Annotated in this window: 18 protein-coding genes; 17 read left to right on the top strand and 1 reads right to left on the bottom strand. The window is 64.3% G+C overall.

Going from position 1 to position 21,683, the window contains the following annotated elements; all coding sequences use genetic code 11:
- Nucleotides 1-66 precede the first annotated feature (66 nt).
- From AC25ND_RS23455 to AC25ND_RS23435, 5 genes are all read left to right on the top strand, one after another.
- A complete protein-coding gene (locus AC25ND_RS23455; RefSeq protein WP_028691976.1) occupies nucleotides 67-579 on the top strand; it encodes an RNA polymerase sigma factor in 513 nt (170 codons plus the stop codon).
- Between the two features lie 93 nt (nucleotides 580-672).
- Nucleotides 673-1,635 (top strand): FecR family protein, encoded by a 963-nt coding sequence (locus AC25ND_RS23450; RefSeq protein ID WP_062360428.1) that lies wholly within the window; start codon nucleotides 673-675, stop codon nucleotides 1,633-1,635.
- A gap of 125 nt (nucleotides 1,636-1,760) precedes the next feature.
- Nucleotides 1,761-4,349: a TonB-dependent receptor gene (locus AC25ND_RS23445; protein ID WP_486976607.1), complete on the top strand. Its 2,589-nt coding sequence runs from the start codon at nucleotides 1,761-1,763 to the stop codon at nucleotides 4,347-4,349.
- 147 nt (nucleotides 4,350-4,496) lie between these two features.
- Nucleotides 4,497-5,102: a biliverdin-producing heme oxygenase gene (locus tag AC25ND_RS23440; RefSeq protein WP_062360424.1), complete on the top strand. Its 606-nt coding sequence runs from the start codon at nucleotides 4,497-4,499 to the stop codon at nucleotides 5,100-5,102.
- 49 nt (nucleotides 5,103-5,151) lie between these two features.
- On the top strand, nucleotides 5,152-5,565 hold the full coding sequence (locus AC25ND_RS23435) for a YbaN family protein (RefSeq protein WP_028691980.1): 414 nt from the start codon (nucleotides 5,152-5,154) through the stop codon (nucleotides 5,563-5,565).
- Between the two features lie 53 nt (nucleotides 5,566-5,618).
- Here AC25ND_RS23435 and arcD (AC25ND_RS23430) read toward each other — a convergent pair whose 3' ends face one another.
- A complete protein-coding gene (gene arcD / locus AC25ND_RS23430; RefSeq protein WP_062360422.1) occupies nucleotides 5,619-7,046 on the bottom strand; it encodes an arginine-ornithine antiporter in 1,428 nt (475 codons plus the stop codon).
- Nucleotides 7,047-7,474: 428 nt separating this feature from the next.
- Here arcD (AC25ND_RS23430) and arcD (AC25ND_RS23425) point away from each other — a divergent pair, with 428 nt between their 5' ends.
- The 12 genes from arcD (AC25ND_RS23425) to AC25ND_RS23370 all read left to right on the top strand — a co-directional run bounded on the left by arcD (AC25ND_RS23425) (nucleotide 7,475) and on the right by AC25ND_RS23370 (nucleotide 21,681).
- A complete protein-coding gene (gene arcD / locus AC25ND_RS23425; protein WP_028691982.1) occupies nucleotides 7,475-8,902 on the top strand; it encodes an arginine-ornithine antiporter in 1,428 nt (475 codons plus the stop codon).
- A gap of 33 nt (nucleotides 8,903-8,935) precedes the next feature.
- On the top strand, nucleotides 8,936-10,189 hold the full coding sequence (gene arcA, locus AC25ND_RS23420; RefSeq protein WP_028691983.1) for an arginine deiminase: 1,254 nt from the start codon (nucleotides 8,936-8,938) through the stop codon (nucleotides 10,187-10,189).
- Between the two features lie 70 nt (nucleotides 10,190-10,259).
- Complete coding sequence (locus AC25ND_RS23415; protein ID WP_028691984.1) at nucleotides 10,260-11,270, top strand: ornithine carbamoyltransferase; 1,011 nt, start codon at nucleotides 10,260-10,262, stop codon at nucleotides 11,268-11,270.
- Nucleotides 11,271-11,356: 86 nt separating this feature from the next.
- Nucleotides 11,357-12,286 (top strand): carbamate kinase, encoded by a 930-nt coding sequence (arcC, locus tag AC25ND_RS23410; RefSeq protein ID WP_028691985.1) that lies wholly within the window; start codon nucleotides 11,357-11,359, stop codon nucleotides 12,284-12,286.
- 56 nt (nucleotides 12,287-12,342) lie between these two features.
- The gene (locus tag AC25ND_RS23405; RefSeq protein WP_028691986.1) at nucleotides 12,343-12,711 is read left to right on the top strand and encodes a DUF5064 family protein; all 369 of its coding nucleotides are present in this window, start codon (nucleotides 12,343-12,345) and stop codon (nucleotides 12,709-12,711) included.
- A gap of 119 nt (nucleotides 12,712-12,830) precedes the next feature.
- Nucleotides 12,831-14,339, top strand: coding sequence for a sigma-54-dependent transcriptional regulator (locus tag AC25ND_RS23400; protein WP_028691987.1), 1,509 nt, complete (start codon nucleotides 12,831-12,833; stop codon nucleotides 14,337-14,339).
- 281 nt (nucleotides 14,340-14,620) lie between these two features.
- Complete coding sequence (gene gcvH / locus AC25ND_RS23395) at nucleotides 14,621-15,004, top strand: glycine cleavage system protein GcvH (protein WP_028691988.1); 384 nt, start codon at nucleotides 14,621-14,623, stop codon at nucleotides 15,002-15,004.
- Between the two features lie 11 nt (nucleotides 15,005-15,015).
- Entirely contained in the window at nucleotides 15,016-17,871 is a 2,856-nt protein-coding gene (gene gcvP / locus AC25ND_RS23390; RefSeq protein ID WP_028691989.1) for an aminomethyl-transferring glycine dehydrogenase, read from the top strand.
- A gap of 147 nt (nucleotides 17,872-18,018) precedes the next feature.
- A complete protein-coding gene (locus AC25ND_RS23385) occupies nucleotides 18,019-19,395 on the top strand; it encodes an L-serine ammonia-lyase (protein WP_062360420.1) in 1,377 nt (458 codons plus the stop codon).
- A 25-nt stretch (nucleotides 19,396-19,420) separates the two neighbouring features.
- Nucleotides 19,421-20,542: a glycine cleavage system aminomethyltransferase GcvT gene (gcvT, locus tag AC25ND_RS23380; protein WP_186597005.1), complete on the top strand. Its 1,122-nt coding sequence runs from the start codon at nucleotides 19,421-19,423 to the stop codon at nucleotides 20,540-20,542.
- 348 nt (nucleotides 20,543-20,890) lie between these two features.
- Nucleotides 20,891-21,106, top strand: coding sequence for a cold-shock protein (locus AC25ND_RS23375; protein ID WP_028691992.1), 216 nt, complete (start codon nucleotides 20,891-20,893; stop codon nucleotides 21,104-21,106).
- Nucleotides 21,107-21,192: 86 nt separating this feature from the next.
- Nucleotides 21,193-21,681: an RDD family protein gene (locus tag AC25ND_RS23370; RefSeq protein WP_028691993.1), complete on the top strand. Its 489-nt coding sequence runs from the start codon at nucleotides 21,193-21,195 to the stop codon at nucleotides 21,679-21,681.
- Nucleotides 21,682-21,683 lie beyond the last annotated feature (2 nt).

Here is a 21,683-nt window from a genome sequence, read left to right as displayed (position 1 = left end):
TCCACGCTTGACCTGGAGCATGGATGATAAGCATTATCATTCACCCGAAAACGCCCAGGTTTCCCCGTGAGTCAGTCCCGGTTCAACTCCGTGTTCCTCAGCCAGCGCCTCTCCCTGCTGCGCACCTTGCAACGCATGGTGGGCAACCCCAGCACCGCCGAGGACCTGCTGCAGGAAACCTACCTGCGAGTCACCCGCGCCCTGGGCGAGCGGCCGATCGAGCACCTCGAACCCTTCGTTTTCCAGACCGCCCGCAACCTGGCCCTGGACCACCTGCGCGCACGTCGGGTGCAGGCGCGCACGCTGGTGGACGATGTGCCCGAGCAGGTCCTGCACAATGTCGCCGCCCCCTCGACCAGCAGCGAGGACGCCGCCCACGCCGAGCAACTGCTCAAGCACCTGAGCGTCAGCCTCGGCCAGCTCAGCGAACGCCAGCAGCGCATCTTCATCCTCAGCCGCCTGCACGGCGCCAGCTACCTGGAAATCGCCGACCAACTGAAGGTCTCGGCCAGTACGGTGCAGAAGGAGCTGAAACTGATCATGGCCATCTGCATGGGCGTGGCCGATCGTCACCAGTGATGCGACCGCTCGCCACTGGCCTGCGCAAAGCCCTTGCCATGGGCAAGGTCTGCACTGATCATGCGCAAAAAATGCCCGATGCAAGGATCCTCCGTGACCGACCACCGCCCCCCTCGCCCGTCACCTGCCGAGCCTGATGCCCGCGCCCGTGCCCGCGAGGAGGCGCTCGACTGGTTGATCCGCCTGCAGTGCGCCAGCGAGGACGACACCCGCGCCTTCGAGCACTGGCTGGGGGCCGAGCCGGAAAACGCCGAGGCCTATGTCGAGGCCGAAGCGCTGTGGAACGGCGCCTCGCTGCGCCAGGCCGCCGGCCAGTTGCAGCACAGGCGCAAGCGCTCGCTCGCCGGGCGCCTGCGCAGCCACTGGAAACCGCTGGCCACCGCCGCCGTGCTGCTGGTCGGGCTGTCCACTTTCGGCAACCTGCCGGTGCGCCTGCAGGCCGACCACCTGACCGTGGTCGGCGAACGCCAGCGCCTGGAGCTGGACCCGGGCGCCAAGGTGCTGCTCAACACCAATTCGGCCTTCGCCAGCGACGAACGCGAAGGTCGCAAGGTCGCCCGCCTGCTGCAAGGCGAGGCGTACTTCCAGGTGTCCAACGCCAGCCAGCCCCCCCTGGAGGTCCAGGCCGGTCCGTTGCGCGCCAGCGTGCGCGATACCGACTTCGCCGTACGCTACCTCGATGGCGAGGCCCAGGTGCGGGTGCAGCGCGGCGATGTCGACCTGCAGGCCGCGAGCGACCAGCGCATCCGTCTGAGCGCTGGCGACAGCATCAGCGTCGGCCCCAAGGGGTTCGGCCAGCGCCAGCGTCCCGACATGAGCAAGGACCTGGCCTGGATCGAGGGCCGCCTGGTGTTCGAGAACTGCCCGCTGAGCCAGGTGCTCGCAGAAGTCCGCCGCTACTACCCAGGCTGGATCATCAACCGCAACACCCACCTGGAGCAGGTCGCGGTCACCGGCAACTACCGCCTCGACCAGCCGCTGGAAACCCTGCGCGCCCTCGCCCATATCACCTCGGCGCAACTGCATGAGTACCCAGCCGTGGTGATTCTCAACTGACCCGGCAAGTTTTTTTACGCGATCGCCCTGCCTCGCCCGTCTCGTTATAGCCAATACGATTGATTCTCGTTCGAAAACGAGAACAAGTACCGCCTATAACTCACGCGCGACAGGGAGCGCTTTCAATGCCCACAGGTCAGACCCGCCCGTCCACTTCTTCCCGCCGTCGCGGGCAATTGTCCCTGCTGACCCTGGCCCTGCTCGCCAGCGGCACCTGCAGCCTGCCGGCGCTGGCCGTGGAACCGGCCCAGGCCAGCAGCCCGCGCATGGGCGACTACCGTTTCGCCATCGCCCAGCAGCCGCTGGTCGAGGCCATCAACGCGTTCAGCAAGGTGACTGGCTGGCAGGTCGGCTTCAGCGCCGAGCTCGCCGACGGTGTGGCCTCGCCCGGCGTGCAGGGCTCGCTGGCCCCGGAAGCGGCACTGCAGCGCCTGCTGCGCGGCACCGGCCTGGGCTATCGCAAGATCGGCAACGGCAACGTGGTGCTCGAACGCCAGTGGGCCGGCAACGCCATCGCCCTGCAACAGGTGACCGTCAGCGCCACCCGCAGCGCCCAGGATGTCAGCCAGGTGCCAAGCACCGTCAGCGTGCAGCCCCGCGAGCAGCTGGATCGGCAGAACGTCAATGACATCAAGCAACTGGTGCGCTACGAGCCCGGCGTCTCGGTCGGCGGTGTTGGCCAGCGTAGCGGACTGAACGGCTACAACATCCGGGGCATCGACGGTGAACGTATCCTGACCCAGGTTGACGGTGTGTCGATCCCCGACAGCTTTTTCTACGGCCCCTATGCCCAGACACAACGCAACTACGTCGATCCGGAGATCGTCAAGCGGGTGGAGATCCTCCGCGGTCCTGCCTCGGTGCTGTACGGCAGCAATGCCATCGGCGGCGCGGTAAGTTACTTCACCCTCGACCCTGAGGACATCATCAAACCCGGTAACGATGTCGGCGCCCGCCTGAAGACCGGCTACAGCTCAGCCGACGAAAGCTGGTTGACCTCGGCCACTGTCGCCGGCCGCCAAGGCGACTTTGACGGCCTGCTGCATATCAGCCAGCGCAACGGCCACGAAACCGAATCATATGGCAAGCATGGCGGCACCGGTCTTGGCCGTAGCGAGGCCAACCCCGAGGACGTGCGCACCACTAACGTCCTGGCCAAGCTTGGCTGGGACTATGCCGACGATGCCCGGTTGGGATTCACCTACGAGCACTACAAGGATGACCGCGACCAGAACATCCTGAGCGCGGTGGGTGGTCCATTCATTCCTGGTCGCGGCGCCTCAAACATGTACCGCATGCGTCAGGGCAACGACACCGTCACCCGAGAACGCTTCGGCATCAACCACAAGTTCGGCCTCGACAGCCTGGTTGCCGATCACGCGAAATGGAGCTTGAACTACCAGATTGCCAAGACCGATCAACGCACAGACGAACTGTACTTCGCCAGTGGCCGCCAGGTGTTTCGCGATCGCCAGACTACTTACAAGGATCGCCAGTGGGTCTTCGATGGCCAGTTGGACAAAGCGTTCAGCATTGGCGCCACTGACCACCTGCTGACCTACGGCACAACGCTCAAGCACGAAAAGATCACCGGCGCGCGAAGCGGCACCGGCACCTGCCTGAACGTCGGAGGTAGCTGCACCGCCATCGGCCAGAACAGCCCCAGTGACGGCCAGGCGTTGGTGAGCGATTTCCCGGATCCAACCGTGAACACCTACAGCCTGTTCGCTCAGGATGAGATCCGCTGGAACAACTGGACCTTCCTGCCAGGCCTGCGATATGACTACACCCGCATGGAACCAGAGATGACTGCCGAGTTCCTGCGCGGTATCCAGGGCACTGGCGCCGCGCCGGGCAGTATCGATGACTCGGACAAGAAATGGCATCGGGTCTCGCCTAAATTTGGCGTGACTTACGCATTCAACGACAACTACACCTGGTACGGTCAGTACGCCGAGGGCTTCCGTACCCCGACCGCCAAGGCCATGTACGGCCGCTTTGACAACCCTACGCTCGGCTACAGCGTCGAGCCGAACCCAAACCTCGAACCAGAGAAGAGCAAGAGCTACGAAACGGGCCTGCGCGGCAGCTTCGAGGCCGGCAACTTCGACGTGGCGGTGTTCTACAACAAGTATCGCGACTTTATCAACGAGGACGCAGTACAGTCGGCAAACCTTGGCTCGACTTTCCAGGCCAACAACATCAAGCACGCCACTATCAAGGGCGCAGAGTTCAAGGGTCGCTTGAACCTCGACCACTTCGGTGCAGCACAGGGCCTGTACACCCAGGGCTCGCTGGCCTACGCCCATGGTCGCAATGACGATAACGGCCAGCCGCTGAACAGTGTCAACCCGCTGACCGCAGTCCTCGGGTTGGGTTACGAAACCTCCAACTATGGCGGCCTGCTTAGCTGGACCCTGGTAAAACGCAAGGACCGGGTCGACGATTCCACCTTCTTCGCCCCCGATGGTGCCAGCAAGCAGTTCCGCACCCCTGGCTATGGCGTACTGGACCTGACCGGTTTCTACAAGGTGACGGACGACATCACCGTAAACGCAGGGCTCTACAACCTGACCGACAAAAAGTATTGGCAGTGGGATGACGTCCGTGGCTACGACGCGCTTGGCGAAGCAGGCGTGACCCAGCCAGCCAACCTTGATCGGCTGACCATGCCGGGGCGCAACTTCGCCATCAACTTGGTGTGGGATATCTGATCGGCTGAAAAGGGCGGCGACCGCGATGCAGGTGCCGCCCGTTTCAAGTCATGAGAATGATTTCACTTCGCAGGTGAGGTTTTTTTACTGTCCCACGTCTTCTGTTTCGTCTTGTCACTAGACGCCCCATTTTCCAAGGATGCCCCCATGACCGCCCCTTCCACCGAACGCGCTGCCCTGCGCTCCCAGCGCCTGAATCAGGTCACCCACGCCCCGCACACCGAGCTGGACGCCCTGGTGAAGTCGCACAAGCCGTTCGACAGCCGCGAAAGCTTCGCCCGCTTCGTGGTTGCCCAGTACCTGTTCCAGTCCGAGCTGCAGGCGCTGTACACCGACCCGCAACTGATCGCCATCGTGCCCGACCTCGCCGCGCGCTGCCGCGCCGAACAGGCCCGCCTGGACCTGGCCGACCTCGACACCGAAGTGCCCGCGCCCTTCGCCGGCGCCCTGGGCAAGCCAAGCCTGGGCGAGGCGCTGGGCTGGATCTTCGTCTCCGAAGGCTCCAAACTGGGCGCCGCGTTCCTGATCAAGCGTGCCGTGGCCTTGGAGCTGTCCGAAACCTTCGGTGCCCGTCACCTGGGCGAACCGGCGGGCGGCCGTGCCGAGGGCTGGAAGCAGTTCACCCGCATCCTCGACAGCCTGGACCTGTCGCCCGAGGAAGACGCTGCCGCCGAACGAGGCGCTGTTGCTGCCTTCGAGCGCTTCACCGAGCTGCTCAAGCATGCCTACGCCGCCGACGCCGCGCTGGCCTGACACGCTTTACCCGGCCGCCTGCGGGCGGCCACACCGTTGCAGTGAGACCATGACCCGAATCGCCCGCTCGAAACTGTCCCGCCTGCTCTACGCGATCCTGGCCTATGTCAGCCTGGGCATTGGCCTTGTGGCCATCGTCATCCCAGGGCTGCCCACCACCGAGTTCATCCTCCTCGCCGCCTGGGCCGCGACCCGCAGCTCGCCGCGCCTGTCCGCCTGGCTGGAGAACCACCGGCTGTTCGGTCCGATCCTCTACAACTGGCGCAACGGCAAGGTGATCCAGCGCCGCGCCAAGGTCAGCGCGACCATCAGCATGCTGCTGTGCGCCGGCTTGATGCTGACCGTTCTCGAACACCACTGGCCGGTGTTCCTCGCCATCGCCGGCATGACCCTGGGCAACCTGTGGATCTGGTCACGCCCGGAACGTCCCACGCCACCAGGCGCTGTCGAACTGCAAGGTTGATTCATTTGCGCTGCGGCGCCAAATGACAGCGACGTTGCGACGGCGCCTGCAAGTCAAAGGTTCAACAACCCCGAATACAGGGCATACGCCGCCAGCCCCGCCCCGGCAAGCACCGCCGCGAAGATCAGTTTCTCCCACGCGCTGAACAGCACCTGCCCCTGCTCGCGCTTGGCCCGGGCGAACAGGATCACCCCGGGCGCATACAGCAGCGCCGACAGCAACACGTACTTGAGCCCTCCGGCATACAGCAGCCAGATCGCATACAGCAGCGCGATCGCCGCCACCAGCAGGTCCTTGCGCCGCAGCCCCGCCTGCCCCTGGTAGCCTTCACCGCGCCAGGCCAGCAGCACGGCATAGGCCGCCGACCAGAAGTACGGCACCAGAATCATCGACGACGCCAGGTAGATCAGGCTGGTGTAGGTCCCCGCCGAGAACAGAGTGATCAGCAGAAACCCCTGGATCATCACATTGGTCAGCCACAGCGCGTTGGCCGGTACCTGGTTGGCGTTCTCCCGCGCCAGGAAGCGCGGCATGGTCTTGTCCCGGGCGGTGGCGTAGAGGATCTCGGCGCACAGCAGCGCCCACGAGAGCAGTGCACCGAGCAGCGACACCGCCAGGCCGATGCTGATCAACAGCGCCCCCCAGGGCCCGACGATATGCTCAAGCACCGAGGCCAGCGAAGGGTTCTGCAGACCGGCCAGCTCCGGCTGGGTCATCACCCCCAGCGACAGCACGTTGACCAGCACCAGCAGCGCCAGCACGCCGAGAAAGCCCACCACGGTGGCCTTGCCCACATCCGAGCGATGCAGCGCCCGCCCCGAGTAGACACTCGCCCCCTCGATGCCGATGAACACGAACACCGTCACCAGCATCATGTTACGCACCTGCTCCAGCACGCTGCCGAACTGCGGATTGCTCAGCCCCCAGATATCGCGGGTGAAGATGTCGGCGCGAAAGGCGAAGGCGGCGATGACGATGAACATCAGCAACGGCACGACCTTGGCCACGGTCGTCACCTGGTTGATGAAGGCGGCTTCCTTGATGCCGCGCAGCACCAGGAAATGCACCGCCCACAGCAACAGCGAGGCACTACCGATGGCCACTGGCGTGTTGCCTTCGCCAAACACCGGAAAGTAGAAACCAAGGGTACTGAACAGCAGCACGAAGTAGCCGACGTTGCCCAGCCAGGCACTGATCCAGTAGCCCCAGGCCGAGGAGAACCCCATGTAGTCGCCGAACCCGGCCTTGGCGTAGGCATAGACCCCGGAATCCAGCTCCGGCTTGCGGTTGGCCAGGGTCTGGAAGACGAACGCCAGCGCCAGCATCCCCACCGCGGTGATGCCCCAGCCGATCAGCACCGCCCCGACATCGGCGCGGGCGGCCATGTTCTGCGGCAACGAGAAGATCCCGCCGCCGATCATCGAGCCGACCACCAGCGCGATCAGCGCCCCCAAGCGCAGTTTCTGTCCCGGTTCGCTCATGGGGCTCCTCGTGCGCAGGCGCGCGTGAACAACGTATTGTCCGACATTATTGTTACAAGTTTTTTATCAAATAAAGCCATTAAACCTATAGCACTCATAACCATGCTGTCTATCCCGACACCTTAATAAAAACCACATTAGTCGACTACTTGTCGGTTCGTCTAAACCCGTCGCTATTTGCTGTGAAAAATTTGCGAAAGCCGCAAAACGGACTAACTTCTCAGTTCGCAGGCGAAACGGAGCGTTTGCTCTGGAAGTACATGGAGGTGCCAGCACACAAGGCCTGCGTCAGAGCTGTCGGCATCCTCCAGGAGGCGCATGAGGGATTTTTCTGATCTTCATGCGGGCATGAACTGATCTAAGTCAGCGAATGATCCAGGCGTCAGATTTATTCTGAGGTCAACTTTCTCCTGGTACGGAGTCGTTAAATGTCTGATTCTCCCGGAAAACTAAAACTGGGTGCACTCGTTGCACTTGTCGTCGGCTCGATGATCGGTGGCGGGATCTTCTCGTTACCCCAGAACATGGCCGCCAGCGCTGGCGTCGGCGCCGTGCTGATCGGCTGGGCCATCACCGCGGTGGGCATGCTCACCCTTGCCTTCGTCTTCCAGACCCTGGCCAACCGCAAGCCCGATCTTGACGGCGGGGTATACGCCTACGCCAAGGCCGGTTTCGGTGACTACATGGGCTTTTCCTCGGCCTGGGGCTACTGGATCAGTGCCTGGCTGGGCAACGTCGGCTACTTCGTGCTGTTGTTCAGCACCCTGGGGTATTTCTTCCCGGTGTTCGGCGAAGGCAACACCCCGGCGGCGGTGATCGGTGCTTCGATCCTGCTATGGGCCGTGCACTTCCTGGTGCTGCGCGGCATCAAGGAAGCCGCCTTCATCAACTTGGTCACCACCGTGGCCAAGGTCGTGCCGCTGGCGCTGTTCGCGCTGATCTGCCTGTTCGCCTTCAAGCTCGATGTCTTCACTGCGGACATCTGGGCGGTCGGCACGCCGGAGCTGGGCAGCGTGATGAACCAGGTGCGCAACATGATGCTGGTCACCGTGTGGGTGTTCATCGGCATCGAGGGCGCGAGCATCTTCTCCTCCCGTGCCGAAAAACGCTCTGACGTCGGCAAGGCCACGGTCATCGGCTTCGTCACCGTGCTGCTGTTCCTGGTGCTGGTCAACGTGCTGTCGCTGGGCGTGATGACCCAGCCGGAGCTGGCCAAGCTGCAAAACCCATCGATGGCCGCGGTGCTGGAACACGTGGTCGGCCACTGGGGCGCGGTGCTGATCAGCGTCGGCCTGATCATCTCGCTGCTGGGCGCCCTGCTGTCGTGGGTGCTGCTGTGCGCCGAGATCATGTTCGCCGCCGCCAAGGACCACACCATGCCGGAGTTCCTGCGCCGCGAGAACGCCAACCATGTGCCGGCCAACGCCCTGTGGCTGACCAACGCCATGGTGCAGATCTTCCTGGTCATCACCCTGTTCTCCAACAGCACCTACCTGTCGCTAATCTACCTCGCCACCTCGATGATCCTGGTGCCCTACCTGTGGTCGGCAGCCTACGCGGTGCTGCTGGCGGTGCGCAGCGAGACCTACGAACAGGCCCTGGCCGAACGCAAGAAAGACCTGATCATCGGCGGCATCGCCCTGCTCTACGCGATCTGGCTGCTGTACGCCGGCGGCGTGAAATACCTGCTGCTCTCGGCCCTGCTCTACGCCCCTGGCGCGATCCTGTTCGCCAAGGCCAAGCGCGAAGTTGGCCAACCGATCTTCACCAGCGTGGAAAAACTGATCTTCGCCGCCGTGGTCGCGGGCGCCCTGGTGGCAGCTTACGGCCTGTACGACGGCTTCCTGACTCTCTGAACCCCACGTCTTCGCTTTACAGGAGGATTCACCATGTCCACTGAGAAACAGAAATACGGCGTCCATTCCGAAGCCGGCAAGCTGCGCAAAGTGATGGTCTGCAGCCCGGGCCTGGCGCACAAGCGCCTGACCCCGAGCAACTGCGACGAACTGCTGTTCGACGACGTGATCTGGGTCGACCAGGCCAAACGCGACCACTTCGACTTCGTCACCAAGATGCGCGAACGCGGCGTCGATGTGCTGGAGATGCACAACCTGCTGACCGACATCGTCCAGCAACCCGAAGCGTTGAAGTGGATTCTCGACCGCAAGATCACCTCCGACACCGTCGGCGTCGGCCTCACCAATGAAGTGCGCAGCTGGCTCGAAGGCCTCGATCCACGCCACCTGGCCGAATTCCTGATCGGCGGTGTGGCCGGTCAGGACCTGCCGGAAAGCGAAGGTGCCAGCGTGGTCAAGATGTACAACGACTACCTGGGCCACTCCAGCTTCATCCTGCCGCCACTGCCCAACACCCAGTTCACCCGCGACACCACCTGCTGGATCTACGGCGGCGTGACGCTCAACCCGATGTACTGGCCGGCGCGACGCCAGGAAACCCTGCTGACCACCGCCATCTACAAGTTCCACAAGGAATTCACCAACGCCGACTTCCAGGTCTGGTACGGCGACCCGGACAAGGACCATGGCAACGCCACCCTCGAAGGCGGCGACGTGATGCCGATCGGCAAGGGCGTCGTGCTCATCGGTATGGGTGAGCGCACCTCGCGCCAGGCCATCGGCCAGCTGGCACAGAACCTGTTCGCCAAGGGCGCGGTGGAGAAAGTCATCGTCGCAGGCCTGCCCAAGTCCCGCGCCGCGATGCACCTGGACACCGTGTTCAGCTTCTGCGACCGCGACCTGGTCACGGTCTTCCCGGAAGTGGTCAAGGAGATCGTGCCGTTCATCATCCGTCCGGACGAAAGCAAGCCTTATGGCATGGACGTGCGCCGCGAGAACAAGTCGTTCATCGAGGTGGTCGGCGAGCACCTGGGGGTCAAGCTGCGCGTGGTCGAGACCGGCGGCAACAGCTTCGCCGCCGAACGCGAACAGTGGGATGACGGCAACAACGTGGTGGCCGTGGAGCCGGGCGTGGTCATCGGCTACGACCGCAACACCTACACCAATACCCTGCTGCGCAAGGCCGGGATCGAGGTCATCACCATCAGCGCCGGCGAGCTGGGCCGGGGCCGCGGCGGCGGTCACTGCATGACCTGCCCGATCGTGCGCGACCCTATCGACTACTAAACGTCCATCGCACCCGGTCGCCTCCACGAGACAGCGGCCGGGCACCTCACCGAATCCAAGGAGAACCGTCATGGCGTTCAACATCCACAACCGCAACCTGCTGAGCCTCGAACACCACAGCACCCGCGAGCTGAAGTACCTGCTGGACCTGTCCCGCGATCTCAAGCGCGCCAAGTACACCGGCACCGAGCAGCAGCACCTGAAGGGCAACAACATCGCCCTGATCTTCGAGAAGACCTCGACGCGCACCCGCTGCGCCTTCGAAGTCGCCGCCTACGACCAGGGCGCCAACGTCACCTATATCGACCCAAACTCCTCGCAGATCGGCCACAAGGAGAGCATGAAGGACACCGCCCGCGTGCTTGGGCGCATGTATGACGCCATCGAGTACCGTGGCTTCAAGCAGGAGATCGTCGAGGAACTGGCCAAGTTCGCCGGCGTGCCGGTGTTCAACGGCCTGACCGACGAGTACCACCCGACGCAGATGATCGCCGACGTGCTGACCATGCGTGAGCACAGCGACAAGCCGCTGCACGACATCAGCTACGCCTACCTGGGTGACGCCCGTAACAACATGGGCAACTCGCTGCTGCTGATCGGCGCCAAGCTCGGCATGGACGTGCGCATCGCCGCGCCCAAGGCCCTGTGGCCCCATGATGACCTGGTCGAGCGCTGCCAGAAATACGCCGAGGAGAGCGGCGCGCGTATCACCCTGACCGAAGACCCGAAAGCCGCGGTCAAGGGCGTCGACTTCGTCCACACCGACGTCTGGGTATCAATGGGCGAGCCGGTCGAGGCCTGGGGTGAGCGCATCAAGCTGCTGCTGCCCTACCAGGTGAACAAGGAACTGATGAAGTCCACCGGCAACCCACGCACCAAGTTCATGCACTGCCTGCCAGCGTTCCACAACTCCGAGACCAAGGTCGGCAAGCAGATCGCCGAACAGTACCCGCACCTGGCCAACGGCATCGAAGTGACCGATGACGTGTTCGAGTCGCCGGCGTGCATCGCCTTCGAGCAGGCGGAGAACCGCATGCACACGATCAAGGCGATCCTGGTGTCGACGCTGGCTGATCTCTGACAGCGGCCTTGACTCTGTGGGAGCCGGCTTGCCGGCTCCCACAGGTCCCGACCAGACTATTACATTTGCGCCAAAGGACATTTCCCATGCGTATCGTTGTTGCATTGGGCGGCAACGCCCTGCTGCGCCGCGGCGAGCCGATGACCGCCGACAACCAGCGCGCCAATATCCGCACTGCCACCGAACAGATCGCCAAGATCCACCCCGGCAACGAACTGGTCATCGCCCACGGCAACGGTCCGCAGGTCGGCCTGCTGGCCCTGCAGGGGCTGTCGTACAAGGCAGATGAAGCCTATCCACTGGACGTGCTCGGCGCCGAGACCGAGGGCATGATCGGCTACATGATCGAACAGGAGCTGGGCAACCTGCTGGACTTCGAGGTGCCGTTCGCCACCCTGCTGACGCAGGTCGAAGTGGACGCCAACGACCCGGCGTTCAAGGACCCGACCAAGTTCATCGGCCCGGTCTACGCCAAGGACGAGGCCGAGCGCCTGGCCAAGGAAAAAGGCTGGGTGGTCAAGCCCGACGGCGACAAGTACCGCCGCGTGGTGGCCAGCCCAAAACCCAAACGCATCTTCGAGATCCGCCCGATCAAGTGGCTGCTGGAAAAAAGCAGCATCGTGATCTGCGCCGGCGGCGGTGGTATCCCCACCCTGTACGACGAAAACCGCAAGCTCAAGGGTATCGAGGCGGTGATCGACAAGGACTTGTGCTCTGCCCTGCTGGCCGAGCAACTGGAAGCGGACCTGCTGATCATCGCCACCGACGTCGATGCGGCGTACATCGATTTCGGCAAGCCGACGCAGAAGGCCATCGCCCAGGCCCACCCGGACGAACTCGAGAAGCTGGGCTTCGCTGCCGGCTCCATGGGACCGAAGGTCCAGGCCGCCTGCGATTTCGCCCGTCACACCGGCAAGGTGGCGGTGATCAGCTCGCTGGAGAACATCGAGGACATCGTCAAGGGCACCGCCGGCACGCGGGTTTCCACCGCCAAGCCCGGTATCAGCTACCGTTGAATGCAGTTGGCGGGCGCCGGGCGCCCGCCGTTTTCAACCTTCCGGAGGAGTCTGCCATGGCCCAGTACGCGCCCGGTCATGTACACATTGAGCGCACCGCGCTGAACACCAACGACCACAGCTACGACCTCAATATCGAATACGAGGCGGCGACCGACCCCAAGGAAGGCAGAGGTATCCAGTTCCGCATGCACGGCCACATCGAGGGCAAGACCGTCGATGAGAAATTCTTCCTGGCCAAGGACCAGGTACTGCCGAGTTTTCTGATGCAGTTGAGCCGCAAGGCCCAGTCGTACCTGCCGCCACCGAAGAAGTTCGAGAACCTCGGCTCGCCGCACAAGCTGTATGACTACATGTTCGAAGACATTCGCACCACGCTGGATGTGAAGTCGGGCGACCCGATCAGGCCCGACCATCTGGAGTAATCCCAATCGCGGGGCAAGCCCGCTCCCACAAACCACGGGGCAGCGGGCTTGCCCCGCGATTGGGTTTCCACCATGGCCGAGGCATACTGACGCCCATCCCGGCCAAAGCCTCGCTCATCATGCGCATCCACGTCAGCTTCATCGACCGCGTCGGCATCACCCAGGAAGTCCTGGCCCTGCTCGGCGCCCGCAACCTGAACCTCGATGCCGTGGAGATGGTCCCGCCAAACGTCTACATCGACGCCCCGACCCTGAGCCCCGCCGTGCTTGAAGAGCTGCACGACGCCCTGCTCGAGGTGCACGGCGTGCAGTCGGTGGAGGTGGTCGACATCCTCCCCGGCCAGCGCCGCCACCTGCAGCTCGACGCCCTGCTCGCCGCCATGAGCGACCCGGTGCTGGCGGTGGACAGCGCGGGCAAGGTGCTGCTGGCCAACCCGGCGCTGATCGCCCTGTGCGGACGTGAGTCCGCCGGGCGTTCGGTGGGCGAACTGTTCGGTGATCCGGACCTGCTCCAGGCCCTGCTGGACAACAATTTCCACCTGCCCATGCGCGAAATGCAGTTGAACGGCCAGAGCCTACTGCTCGATGCCACGCCGATCACCCACGCCGGCGGCCTGCTGACCCTTTACCCGCCCAACCGCATGGGCGAGCGCCTGTCGGCGCTGCACCACGATCACGCCGAGGGTTTCGACGCCATGCTCGGCGACTCACCGGCAATCCGCACCCTCAAGGCCCGCGCCTTGCGCGTGGCCACCCTCGATGCGCCACTGCTGGTGCACGGCGAGACCGGCACCGGCAAGGAACTGGTGGCCCGTGCCTGCCACGCCATCAGCAGCCGCCATGCCGCGCCGTTCCTGGCCCTCAACTGCGCGGCGCTGCCCGAGAGCCTGGCCGAGAGTGAACTGTTCGGCTATGCCCCCGGCGCCTTCACCGGCGCGCAACGTGGCGGCAAGCCCGGGCTGATGGAGCTGGCCAACCAGGGCACGGTGTTCCTCGACGAGATCGGCGAGATGTCGCCCTACCTGCAGGCCAAGCTCCTGCGTTTTCTCAGCGACGGCAGCTTCCGCCGGGTCGGTGGTGACCGCGAGGTGAAAGTGGATGTGCGCATCATCAGCGCCACTCACCGCGACCTGGAACGCATGGTCGCCGAGGGCACCTTCCGCGAAGACCTGTTCTACCGCCTCAATGTCCTCAACCTGCAGGTGCCACCGCTGCGCGAGCGCGGCCAGGACATCCTGTCGCTGGCGCATTTCTTCATGCAGCAGGCCTGCACCCAGATCCAGCGCCCGGCCTGCCGCCTGGCCCCGGCCACGCACCCCGCACTGCTGGCCAACCCCTGGCCGGGCAACGTGCGCCAGCTGCAAAACGTGATCTTCCGTGCTGCGGCCATCTGCGAAAGCAACCTGGTAGACATCGGCGACCTCGACATCGCCGGCACCTCGGTGGCCCGTGGGCAGGATGGCGAGGTAGCAAGCCTGGAACAGGCGGTGGGGGATTTCGAGCGCGAACTGTTGCAGCGGCTGTATGCCAGCTACCCCTCGACCCGGCAGCTGGCGGGACGCTTGCAGACTTCGCACACGGCCATCGCCCAGCGCTTGCGCAAATATGGAATCCCAACCAGAGGTTGAAGCAGGCGTATCAATTGTATCGATTTCATTACGCCGTATCGATATCGGTACACATCCATTTGCATGCGTCTTTGCAAGGGTTTGATCCCGCAACGCTTTTGATTCCCGGTCTACCTGTATCGATTTCGTTCCATAAAAATGACAAAAATCCTACTATATTTAGACAAGTAATTGATTATTAAGGATTTTTAGTAGCTGGCCGCATTATTGCTAAGGGAATTCCAACCTTAAGAGCGCGGAGCCTACCGCGCCCAACGCCCCCTGCTTCCCGAGGAATTCCCATGAGCGAGTTGCGTTTCACCGAAGATCACGAATGGCTGCGCGTCGAAACTGACGGCAGCGTCACCGTGGGCATCACCGCCTACGCCCAGAACGCCCTTGGCGACGTGGTCTATGTGCAACTGCCGGAGCTGCAGCAGTACGACAAGGGCGCCGAAGCCTCCACCGTGGAATCGGTCAAAGCCGCCAGCGGCGTGTACATGCCGCTCACCGGTGAAGTGGTCGCTGTCAATGAAGGCCTGAACGACAGCCCCGAGCTGGTCAACGAAGACCCGCTGGGCGAAGGCTGGTTCTTCCGCTTCATCCCTGCCGACATGAGCGAAGTGAACGCCCTGCTCGACCAGGACGCCTACGACCGCCTGCTCAAAGCCAACGACGACGCCTGAGGTACTGCATCATGACCATCAACCTCGGCACCGCCAACGAATTCATCGCCCGTCACATCGGCCCGCGCGCCGCTGACGAGCAGGCCATGCTCACCACCCTGGGCTTCGACTCGCTGGAAGCGATGACCGCCGCCGTCATCCCCGACAGCATCAAGGGCACCAGCGTGCTCGGCAGCGACGACGGCCAGAGCGAGGCCGACGCCCTCGCCGCGCTGAAGGCGATTGCCAGCAAGAACCAGCTGTTCAAGAGCTACATCGGCCAGGGCTACTACAACACCCACACCCCGGCACCGATCCTGCGCAACCTCCTGGAAAACCCGGCCTGGTACACCGCCTACACCCCGTACCAACCCGAGATCTCCCAGGGCCGCCTGGAAGCGCTGCTGAACTTCCAGACCCTGATCAGCGACCTCACCGGCCTGCCGATCGCCAACGCCTCGCTGCTCGACGAAGCCACCGCCGCGGCCGAGGCCATGACCTTCTGCAAGCGCCTGTCGAAGAACAAGGCCAGCCACGCCTTCTTCGCCTCCGTGCATTGCCACCCGCAGACCCTCGACGTGCTGCGCACCCGCGCCGAGCCGCTGGGCATCGAGGTGGTGGTGGGCGACGAGCGCGAACTGGGCGATGTCAGCGCCTTCTTCGGCGCCCTGCTGCAGTACCCGGCCAGCAACGGTGACGTGTTCGACTACCGCGAAGTGGTGCAGCGCTTCCACGCCGCCGGCGCCCTGGTGGCCGTGGCCGCCGACCTGCTGGCCCTGACCCTGCTCACCCCGCCGGGCGAGTTCGATGCCGACGTGGCCATCGGCAGCGCCCAGCGCTTCGGTGTGCCGCTGGGCTTCGGTGGCCCGCACGCGGCCTACTTCGCCACCCGCGACGCGTTCAAGCGCGACATGCCGGGCCGCCTGGTCGGCGTATCGATCGACCGCTTCGGCAAGAGCGCCCTGCGCCTGGCCATGCAGACCCGCGAGCAGCACATTCGCCGCGAGAAGGCCACCAGCAACATCTGCACCGCCCAGGTGCTGCTCGCCAACATCGCCAGCATGTACGCCGTGTACCACGGCCCAGCCGGCCTCAAGCGGATCGCCGAACGCACCCACGCGCTGACCGCGATCCTCGCTACCGGCCTGACCAAGCTGGGCATCAAGGTCGTCACCGGCGATTTCTTCGACACCCTGACCCTGGCCACGGGAGAGAGCACCAGCGCACTGCACGACAAGGCACGCGCCCAAGGCATCAACCTTCGCCAGGTCGACGCCGCCCAGCTGGGCCTGTCGCTGGACGAAACCAGCACCCAGGCCGATGTCGAGGCCCTGTGGCAGCTGTTCGCCGACGGCCAGGCCATCCCTGACTTCACCGCCCTGGCCAACACCATCGCCGTGCGCCTGCCGGCCGGCCTGCTGCGCCAGTCGGCAATCCTCGAGCACCCGGTGTTCAACCGCTATCACAGCGAAACCGAGCTGATGCGCTACCTGCGCCGTCTGGCCGACAAGGACCTGGCGCTGGACCGCAGCATGATCCCGCTGGGTTCGTGCACCATGAAGCTCAACGCCGCCAGCGAGATGATCCCGGTGACCTGGGCCGAGTTCGGCAACCTGCACCCGTTCGCCCCGGCCGAGCAGAGCCAGGGTTACCTGCAGATGACTACCGAGCTGGAAGCCATGCTCTGCGCCGCCACCGGCTATGACGCCGTGTCGCTGCAGCCCAACGCCGGCTCCCAAGGCGAGTACGCCGGCCTGTTGGCGATCCGCGCCTACCACCGCAGCCGCGGCGACAGCCACCGCGACATCTGCCTGATCCCGTCCTCGGCCCACGGCACCAACCCCGCCACCGCGCACATGGCCGGCATGCGCGTGGTGGTCACCGCCTGCGACGCCCGTGGCAACGTCGACATCGACGACCTGCGCGCCAAGGCCATCGAGCACCGTGAGCGCCTGGCGGCGATCATGATCACCTACCCGTCGACCCACGGCGTGTTCGAGGAAGCCATCGGCGAGATCTGCGCGATCATCCATGACAACGGCGGCCAGGTGTACATCGACGGCGCCAACATGAACGCCATGGTCGGCCTATGCGCCCCGGGCAAGTTCGGCGGCGACGTCTCGCACCTGAACCTGCACAAGACCTTCTGCATCCCCCACGGCGGTGGCGGCCCGGGCGTCGGCCCGATCGGCGTCAAGTCGCACCTGGCGCCGTTCCTGCCCGGTCACGCCGCGCTGGAAAACACCCAGGGCGCGGTCTGTGCCGCACCCTTCGGCAGCGCTAGCATCCTGCCTATCACCTGGATGTACATTCGCATGATGGGTGGCGCCGGTCTCAAGCGCGCCTCGCAGATGGCGATCCTCAACGCCAACTACATCGCCCGCCGCCTGGAAGAGCACTATCCTGTGCTGTACACCGGTGGCAACGGCCTGGTGGCGCATGAGTGCATCCTCGACCTGCGTCCGCTCAAGGACACCAGCGGCATCAGCGTCGACGACGTGGCCAAGCGCCTGATCGACTTCGGCTTCCACGCCCCGACCATGTCCTTCCCGGTGGCCGGCACGCTGATGATCGAACCGACCGAAAGCGAGTCCAAAGAGGAACTGGACCGCTTCTGCAACGCGATGATCCAGATCCGCGAGGAGATTCGCGCCGTCGAGAACGGCAGCCTGGACAAGGACGACAACCCGCTGAAGAACGCCCCGCACACCGCGGCGGAGCTGGCCGGCGAATGGACCCACGGCTATAGCCGCGAGCAGGCGGTGTACCCGCTGCCGAGCCTGGTGGAAGGCAAGTACTGGCCACCGGTGGGCCGCGTCGACAACGTGTTCGGCGACCGCAACCTGGTCTGCGCCTGCCCGTCGATCGAGAGCTATCAGGACGTCTGATAGCTCTTCCATGTAGGAGTGAGCCTGTGGGAGCAGGCTTTGTGGGAGCGGGCTTGCCCCGCGATTTGCGGTATCGGCCCTATCGCGGGGCAAGCCCGCTCACGCAGTCCACTCCCGCGCATGCCGACTCACCCAGGAGGTTGCACCATGTCCCTGAGCGTCTTCGACCTGTTCAAGATCGGCATCGGCCCCTCCAGCTCGCACACGGTCGGGCCGATGCGTGCCGCCGCGCGCTTTGCCGAAGGCCTGCGCCGTGATGGCCTGCTGGCCGGTACGGCCACGGTCAAGGCCGAGCTGTACGGCTCGCTCGGCGCCACCGGCAAGGGCCACGGCAGCGACAAGGCCGTGCTGCTGGGCCTGGAAGGCGAACACCCCGATACCGTCGACACCGAGTCCATCCCAGCCCGCTTGCAGGCGATCCGCGACAGCGGCCACCTGCGCCTGCTCGGCGAGCACGAAATCGTCTTCGTCGAGAAGCAGCACCTGGCGATGATCCGCAAGCCGCTGGACTACCACCCCAACGGCATGATCTTCCGTGCCTTCGACCAGGCCGGGCTGCAGATCCGCAGCCGCGAGTACTACTCGGTGGGGGGCGGCTTCGTGGTCGACGAGGACGCGGCGGGCCATGACCGCATCGTCGAAGACAGCACCGTGCTGCCCTACCCGTTCAAGACCGGCAAGGAACTGCTCGGCCATTGCACCGCGCAGCACCTTTCGTTCAGCCAGGTGATGCTGGCCAACGAAGCCGCCTGGCGCCCGGAAGCCGAGACCCGTGCCGGCCTGCTGCGCATCTGGCAGGTGATGCAGGACTGCGTCGAGGCCGGCTGCCGCCACGAGGGCATCCTGCCCGGCGGGCTCAAGGTCAAGCGCCGGGCGCCGGCACTGTATCGCCAGCTCAGCCGCCATCCGGAGGCGAGCCTGCGTGATGCGCTGTCGGTGCTCGACTGGGTCAACCTTTATGCCCTGGCGGTGAACGAGGAAAACGCCTACGGCGGCCGCGTGGTCACCGCACCGACCAACGGCGCGGCCGGCATCGTCCCGGCGGTGCTGCACTACTACATGCGCTTCGTCCCCGGTGCCAATGAGGACGGCGTGGTGCGCTTCCTGCTCACCGCGGCGGCGATTGGCATCCTCTACAAGGAAAACGCCTCGATCTCCGGCGCCGAGGTCGGCTGCCAGGGCGAGGTCGGCGTGGCCTGCTCGATGGCCGCCGGCGCCCTGTGCGAAGTGATGGGGGGTACCCCGCAGCAGGTGGAAAACGCCGCCGAGATCGGCATGGAACACAACCTGGGCCTGACCTGCGACCCCATCGGCGGGCTGGTGCAGGTGCCCTGTATCGAGCGCAACGCCATGGGCTCGGTGAAGGCGATCAACGCGGTGCGCATGGCCCTGCGCGGCGACGGGCAGCATTACGTCTCACTCGACAAGGTCATCCGCACGATGCGCCAGACCGGCGCCGACATGAAAAGCAAATACAAGGAGACCGCCCGCGGCGGTCTGGCCGTCAACATCATTGAATGTTGACCCGAACAAAAACGAGGAGTCACCGATGTCCGAAACACTGCACAAGACCCCACTGCACGCCCTGCACCTGGAGCTGGGAGCACGCATGGTGCCCTTCGCCGGCTACGACATGCCGGTACAGTACCCGCTGGGCGTGCTCAAGGAGCACCTGCATACCCGCGAGCAGGCCGGCCTGTTCGACGTCTCGCACATGGGTCAGATCATCCTGCGCGGCAGCGACGCCGCCCGTGCCCTGGAAACCCTGGTGCCGGTGGACATCGTCGACCTGCCGGTGGGCATGCAGCGCTACGCCATGTTCACCAACGCCGAGGGCGGCATCCTCGACGACCTGATGGTCGCCAACCTCGGTGACGACACCCTGTTCCTGGTGGTCAACGCCGCCTGCAAGGACCAGGACCTGGCGCACCTGCGCAACCATATCGGTGATCGCTGCGAGATCCAGCCACTGTTCGAGCAGCGCGCCCTGCTCGCCCTGCAAGGCCCGGCGGCGGTCAAGGTGCTGGAGCGCCTGGCTCCGGAAGTGGCCGGCATGACCTTCATGCAGTTCCGCCCGGTCAGCCTGCTCGGCAACGACTGCTTCGTCAGCCGCTCGGGCTACACCGGCGAGGACGGCTACGAGATCTCGGTGCCGGCCGCCGCCGCCGAAGCCCTGGCCCGCCGCTTGCTGGCCGAGCCCGAGGTCCAGCCGATCGGCCTGGGCGCGCGCGACTCGCTGCGCCTGGAAGCTGGCCTGTGCCTGTACGGCCACGACATGGACACCACCACCACCCCGATCGAGGCCAGCCTGCTGTGGGCCATCTCCAAGGTGCGCCGCGCCGATGGCACCCGCGCTGGCGGCTTCCCTGGCGCCGAGACCGTGTTCGCCCAGCAACAGGCTGGCGTGGCGCGCAAGCGGGTCGGCCTGCTGCCCCAGGAACGCACGCCTGTGCGTGAGGGCGCGCAGATCGTCGACCAGACTGGCAAGGTGGTCGGCGAAGTGTGCAGCGGCGGCTTCGGTCCGACGCTCGGCGCGCCCGTGGCCATGGGCTATGTCGATACCGAACATGCGGCCCTCGACACGGCGTTGTTTGCCGTCGTCCGGGGCAAGCAAGTTGCCCTGAAGGTCAGCAAAATGCCTTTCGTGGCACAACGTTACTACCGTGGCTGAATGAGTGGATTGGACGGGTTCGACATATTCGTTTTCGAACCTGTCCAATAACTTCTGAACATAGCGCCAGCCCAGGCGCCACGCCGTTTCCGACAAATCGTTCGGTTATCGGGAAAACCCCGATTTTCACCCGCTGGAAGGGCTTGTTTTTCGCTCGGCAGTTGGCGTAGAGTCATCGCACTGTGTTTGCATGGGTCGCAACAGTTCGTGACCTGGGCCAGTAGCCGCAATCTGCTACAACCCGTTCGACGTCTCTTACTTTCCTGCAACCCAGCCCGGTAATCTTTCGCATAAAAAATGATGCGAAAGTAACTGTCATTAAAATTGAGTTTCATAGGAAGAAAGACAATGTCGACTCGTCAGAACGGTACCGTCAAGTGGTTTAACGACGAAAAAGGTTACGGCTTCATCACCCCAGAAAGCGGTGCTGATCTGTTTGTTCACTTCCGTGCCATCGAAGGCAACGGCTTCAAGAGCCTGAAAGAAGGCCAGAAAGTCTCCTTCGAAGCCGTGCAAGGCCAGAAAGGCCTGCAGGCTGATAAAGTTCAAGTTCTCGATAAGTAATTACCGGGACACAAAAAGCCCCTGCCAAGTGCAGGGGTTTTTTTTTGCCCGTAGAATGGCGGCCTCGCCATTCGGAGCCGTCCTGCATGTCCAAGCCCCTACTCTCACCCCAGGGTGATTTCCCTCCCGTCGGCCTGGGTCGCCGGCTGGCGGCGATGTTCTATGACTTCCTGCTGTGCACCGCCCTGCTGATCGTCACCGCCGGCGCCTACAAGATGATCCAGATGGCGATCATCGGCGAGGCGCGCATGCGTGAGCTGACAGAAGCCGGCGCGCTGGATGGCGACCCGCTGCTGTCGACGATCCTGCTGTTCGCCCTGTTCGGCTTCTTCGCCAAGTTCTGGACCCACGGCGGCCAGACCCTGGGCATGCAGGTGTGGGGGGTGCGGGTGCAGAACGCCGACGGCAGCGCCATCAGCCTGTGGCAGGCGCTGCTGCGCTTTCTGGTGTCGATCGCCTCGTGGCTGTGCCTGGGGCTGGGGTTCTTCTGGTCGCTGATCGACAAGCGCCAGCGCAGTTGGCACGACATCTACTCCGAGACCCAGCTGGTGCGCCTGCCCAAGCGCAAGAAGTAGCC

It is taken from the genome of Pseudomonas sp. P110(2024) (assembly GCF_057480795.1).
This window is presented reverse-complemented; position numbering and strand designations above follow the sequence as displayed.

Coding starts and splice junctions, on each gene's coding strand:
- AC25ND_RS23435 (WP_028691980.1), top strand. CDS start 5,152: ATGACCCGAATCGCCCGCTCGAAACTGTCCCGCCTGCTCTACGCGATC.
- AC25ND_RS23385 (WP_062360420.1), top strand. CDS start 18,019: ATGTCCCTGAGCGTCTTCGACCTGTTCAAGATCGGCATCGGCCCCTCC.
- arcA (WP_028691983.1), top strand. CDS start 8,936: ATGTCCACTGAGAAACAGAAATACGGCGTCCATTCCGAAGCCGGCAAG.
- arcC (WP_028691985.1), top strand. CDS start 11,357: ATGCGTATCGTTGTTGCATTGGGCGGCAACGCCCTGCTGCGCCGCGGC.
- AC25ND_RS23440 (WP_062360424.1), top strand. CDS start 4,497: ATGACCGCCCCTTCCACCGAACGCGCTGCCCTGCGCTCCCAGCGCCTG.
- arcD (WP_062360422.1), bottom strand. CDS start 7,046: ATGAGCGAACCGGGACAGAAACTGCGCTTGGGGGCGCTGATCGCGCTG.
- AC25ND_RS23370 (WP_028691993.1), top strand. CDS start 21,193: ATGTCCAAGCCCCTACTCTCACCCCAGGGTGATTTCCCTCCCGTCGGC.
- gcvP (WP_028691989.1), top strand. CDS start 15,016: ATGACCATCAACCTCGGCACCGCCAACGAATTCATCGCCCGTCACATC.
- AC25ND_RS23445 (WP_486976607.1), top strand. CDS start 1,761: ATGCCCACAGGTCAGACCCGCCCGTCCACTTCTTCCCGCCGTCGCGGG.
- gcvH (WP_028691988.1), top strand. CDS start 14,621: ATGAGCGAGTTGCGTTTCACCGAAGATCACGAATGGCTGCGCGTCGAA.
- AC25ND_RS23405 (WP_028691986.1), top strand. CDS start 12,343: ATGGCCCAGTACGCGCCCGGTCATGTACACATTGAGCGCACCGCGCTG.
- AC25ND_RS23375 (WP_028691992.1), top strand. CDS start 20,891: ATGTCGACTCGTCAGAACGGTACCGTCAAGTGGTTTAACGACGAAAAA.
- arcD (WP_028691982.1), top strand. CDS start 7,475: ATGTCTGATTCTCCCGGAAAACTAAAACTGGGTGCACTCGTTGCACTT.
- AC25ND_RS23400 (WP_028691987.1), top strand. CDS start 12,831: ATGCGCATCCACGTCAGCTTCATCGACCGCGTCGGCATCACCCAGGAA.
- gcvT (WP_186597005.1), top strand. CDS start 19,421: ATGTCCGAAACACTGCACAAGACCCCACTGCACGCCCTGCACCTGGAG.
- AC25ND_RS23415 (WP_028691984.1), top strand. CDS start 10,260: ATGGCGTTCAACATCCACAACCGCAACCTGCTGAGCCTCGAACACCAC.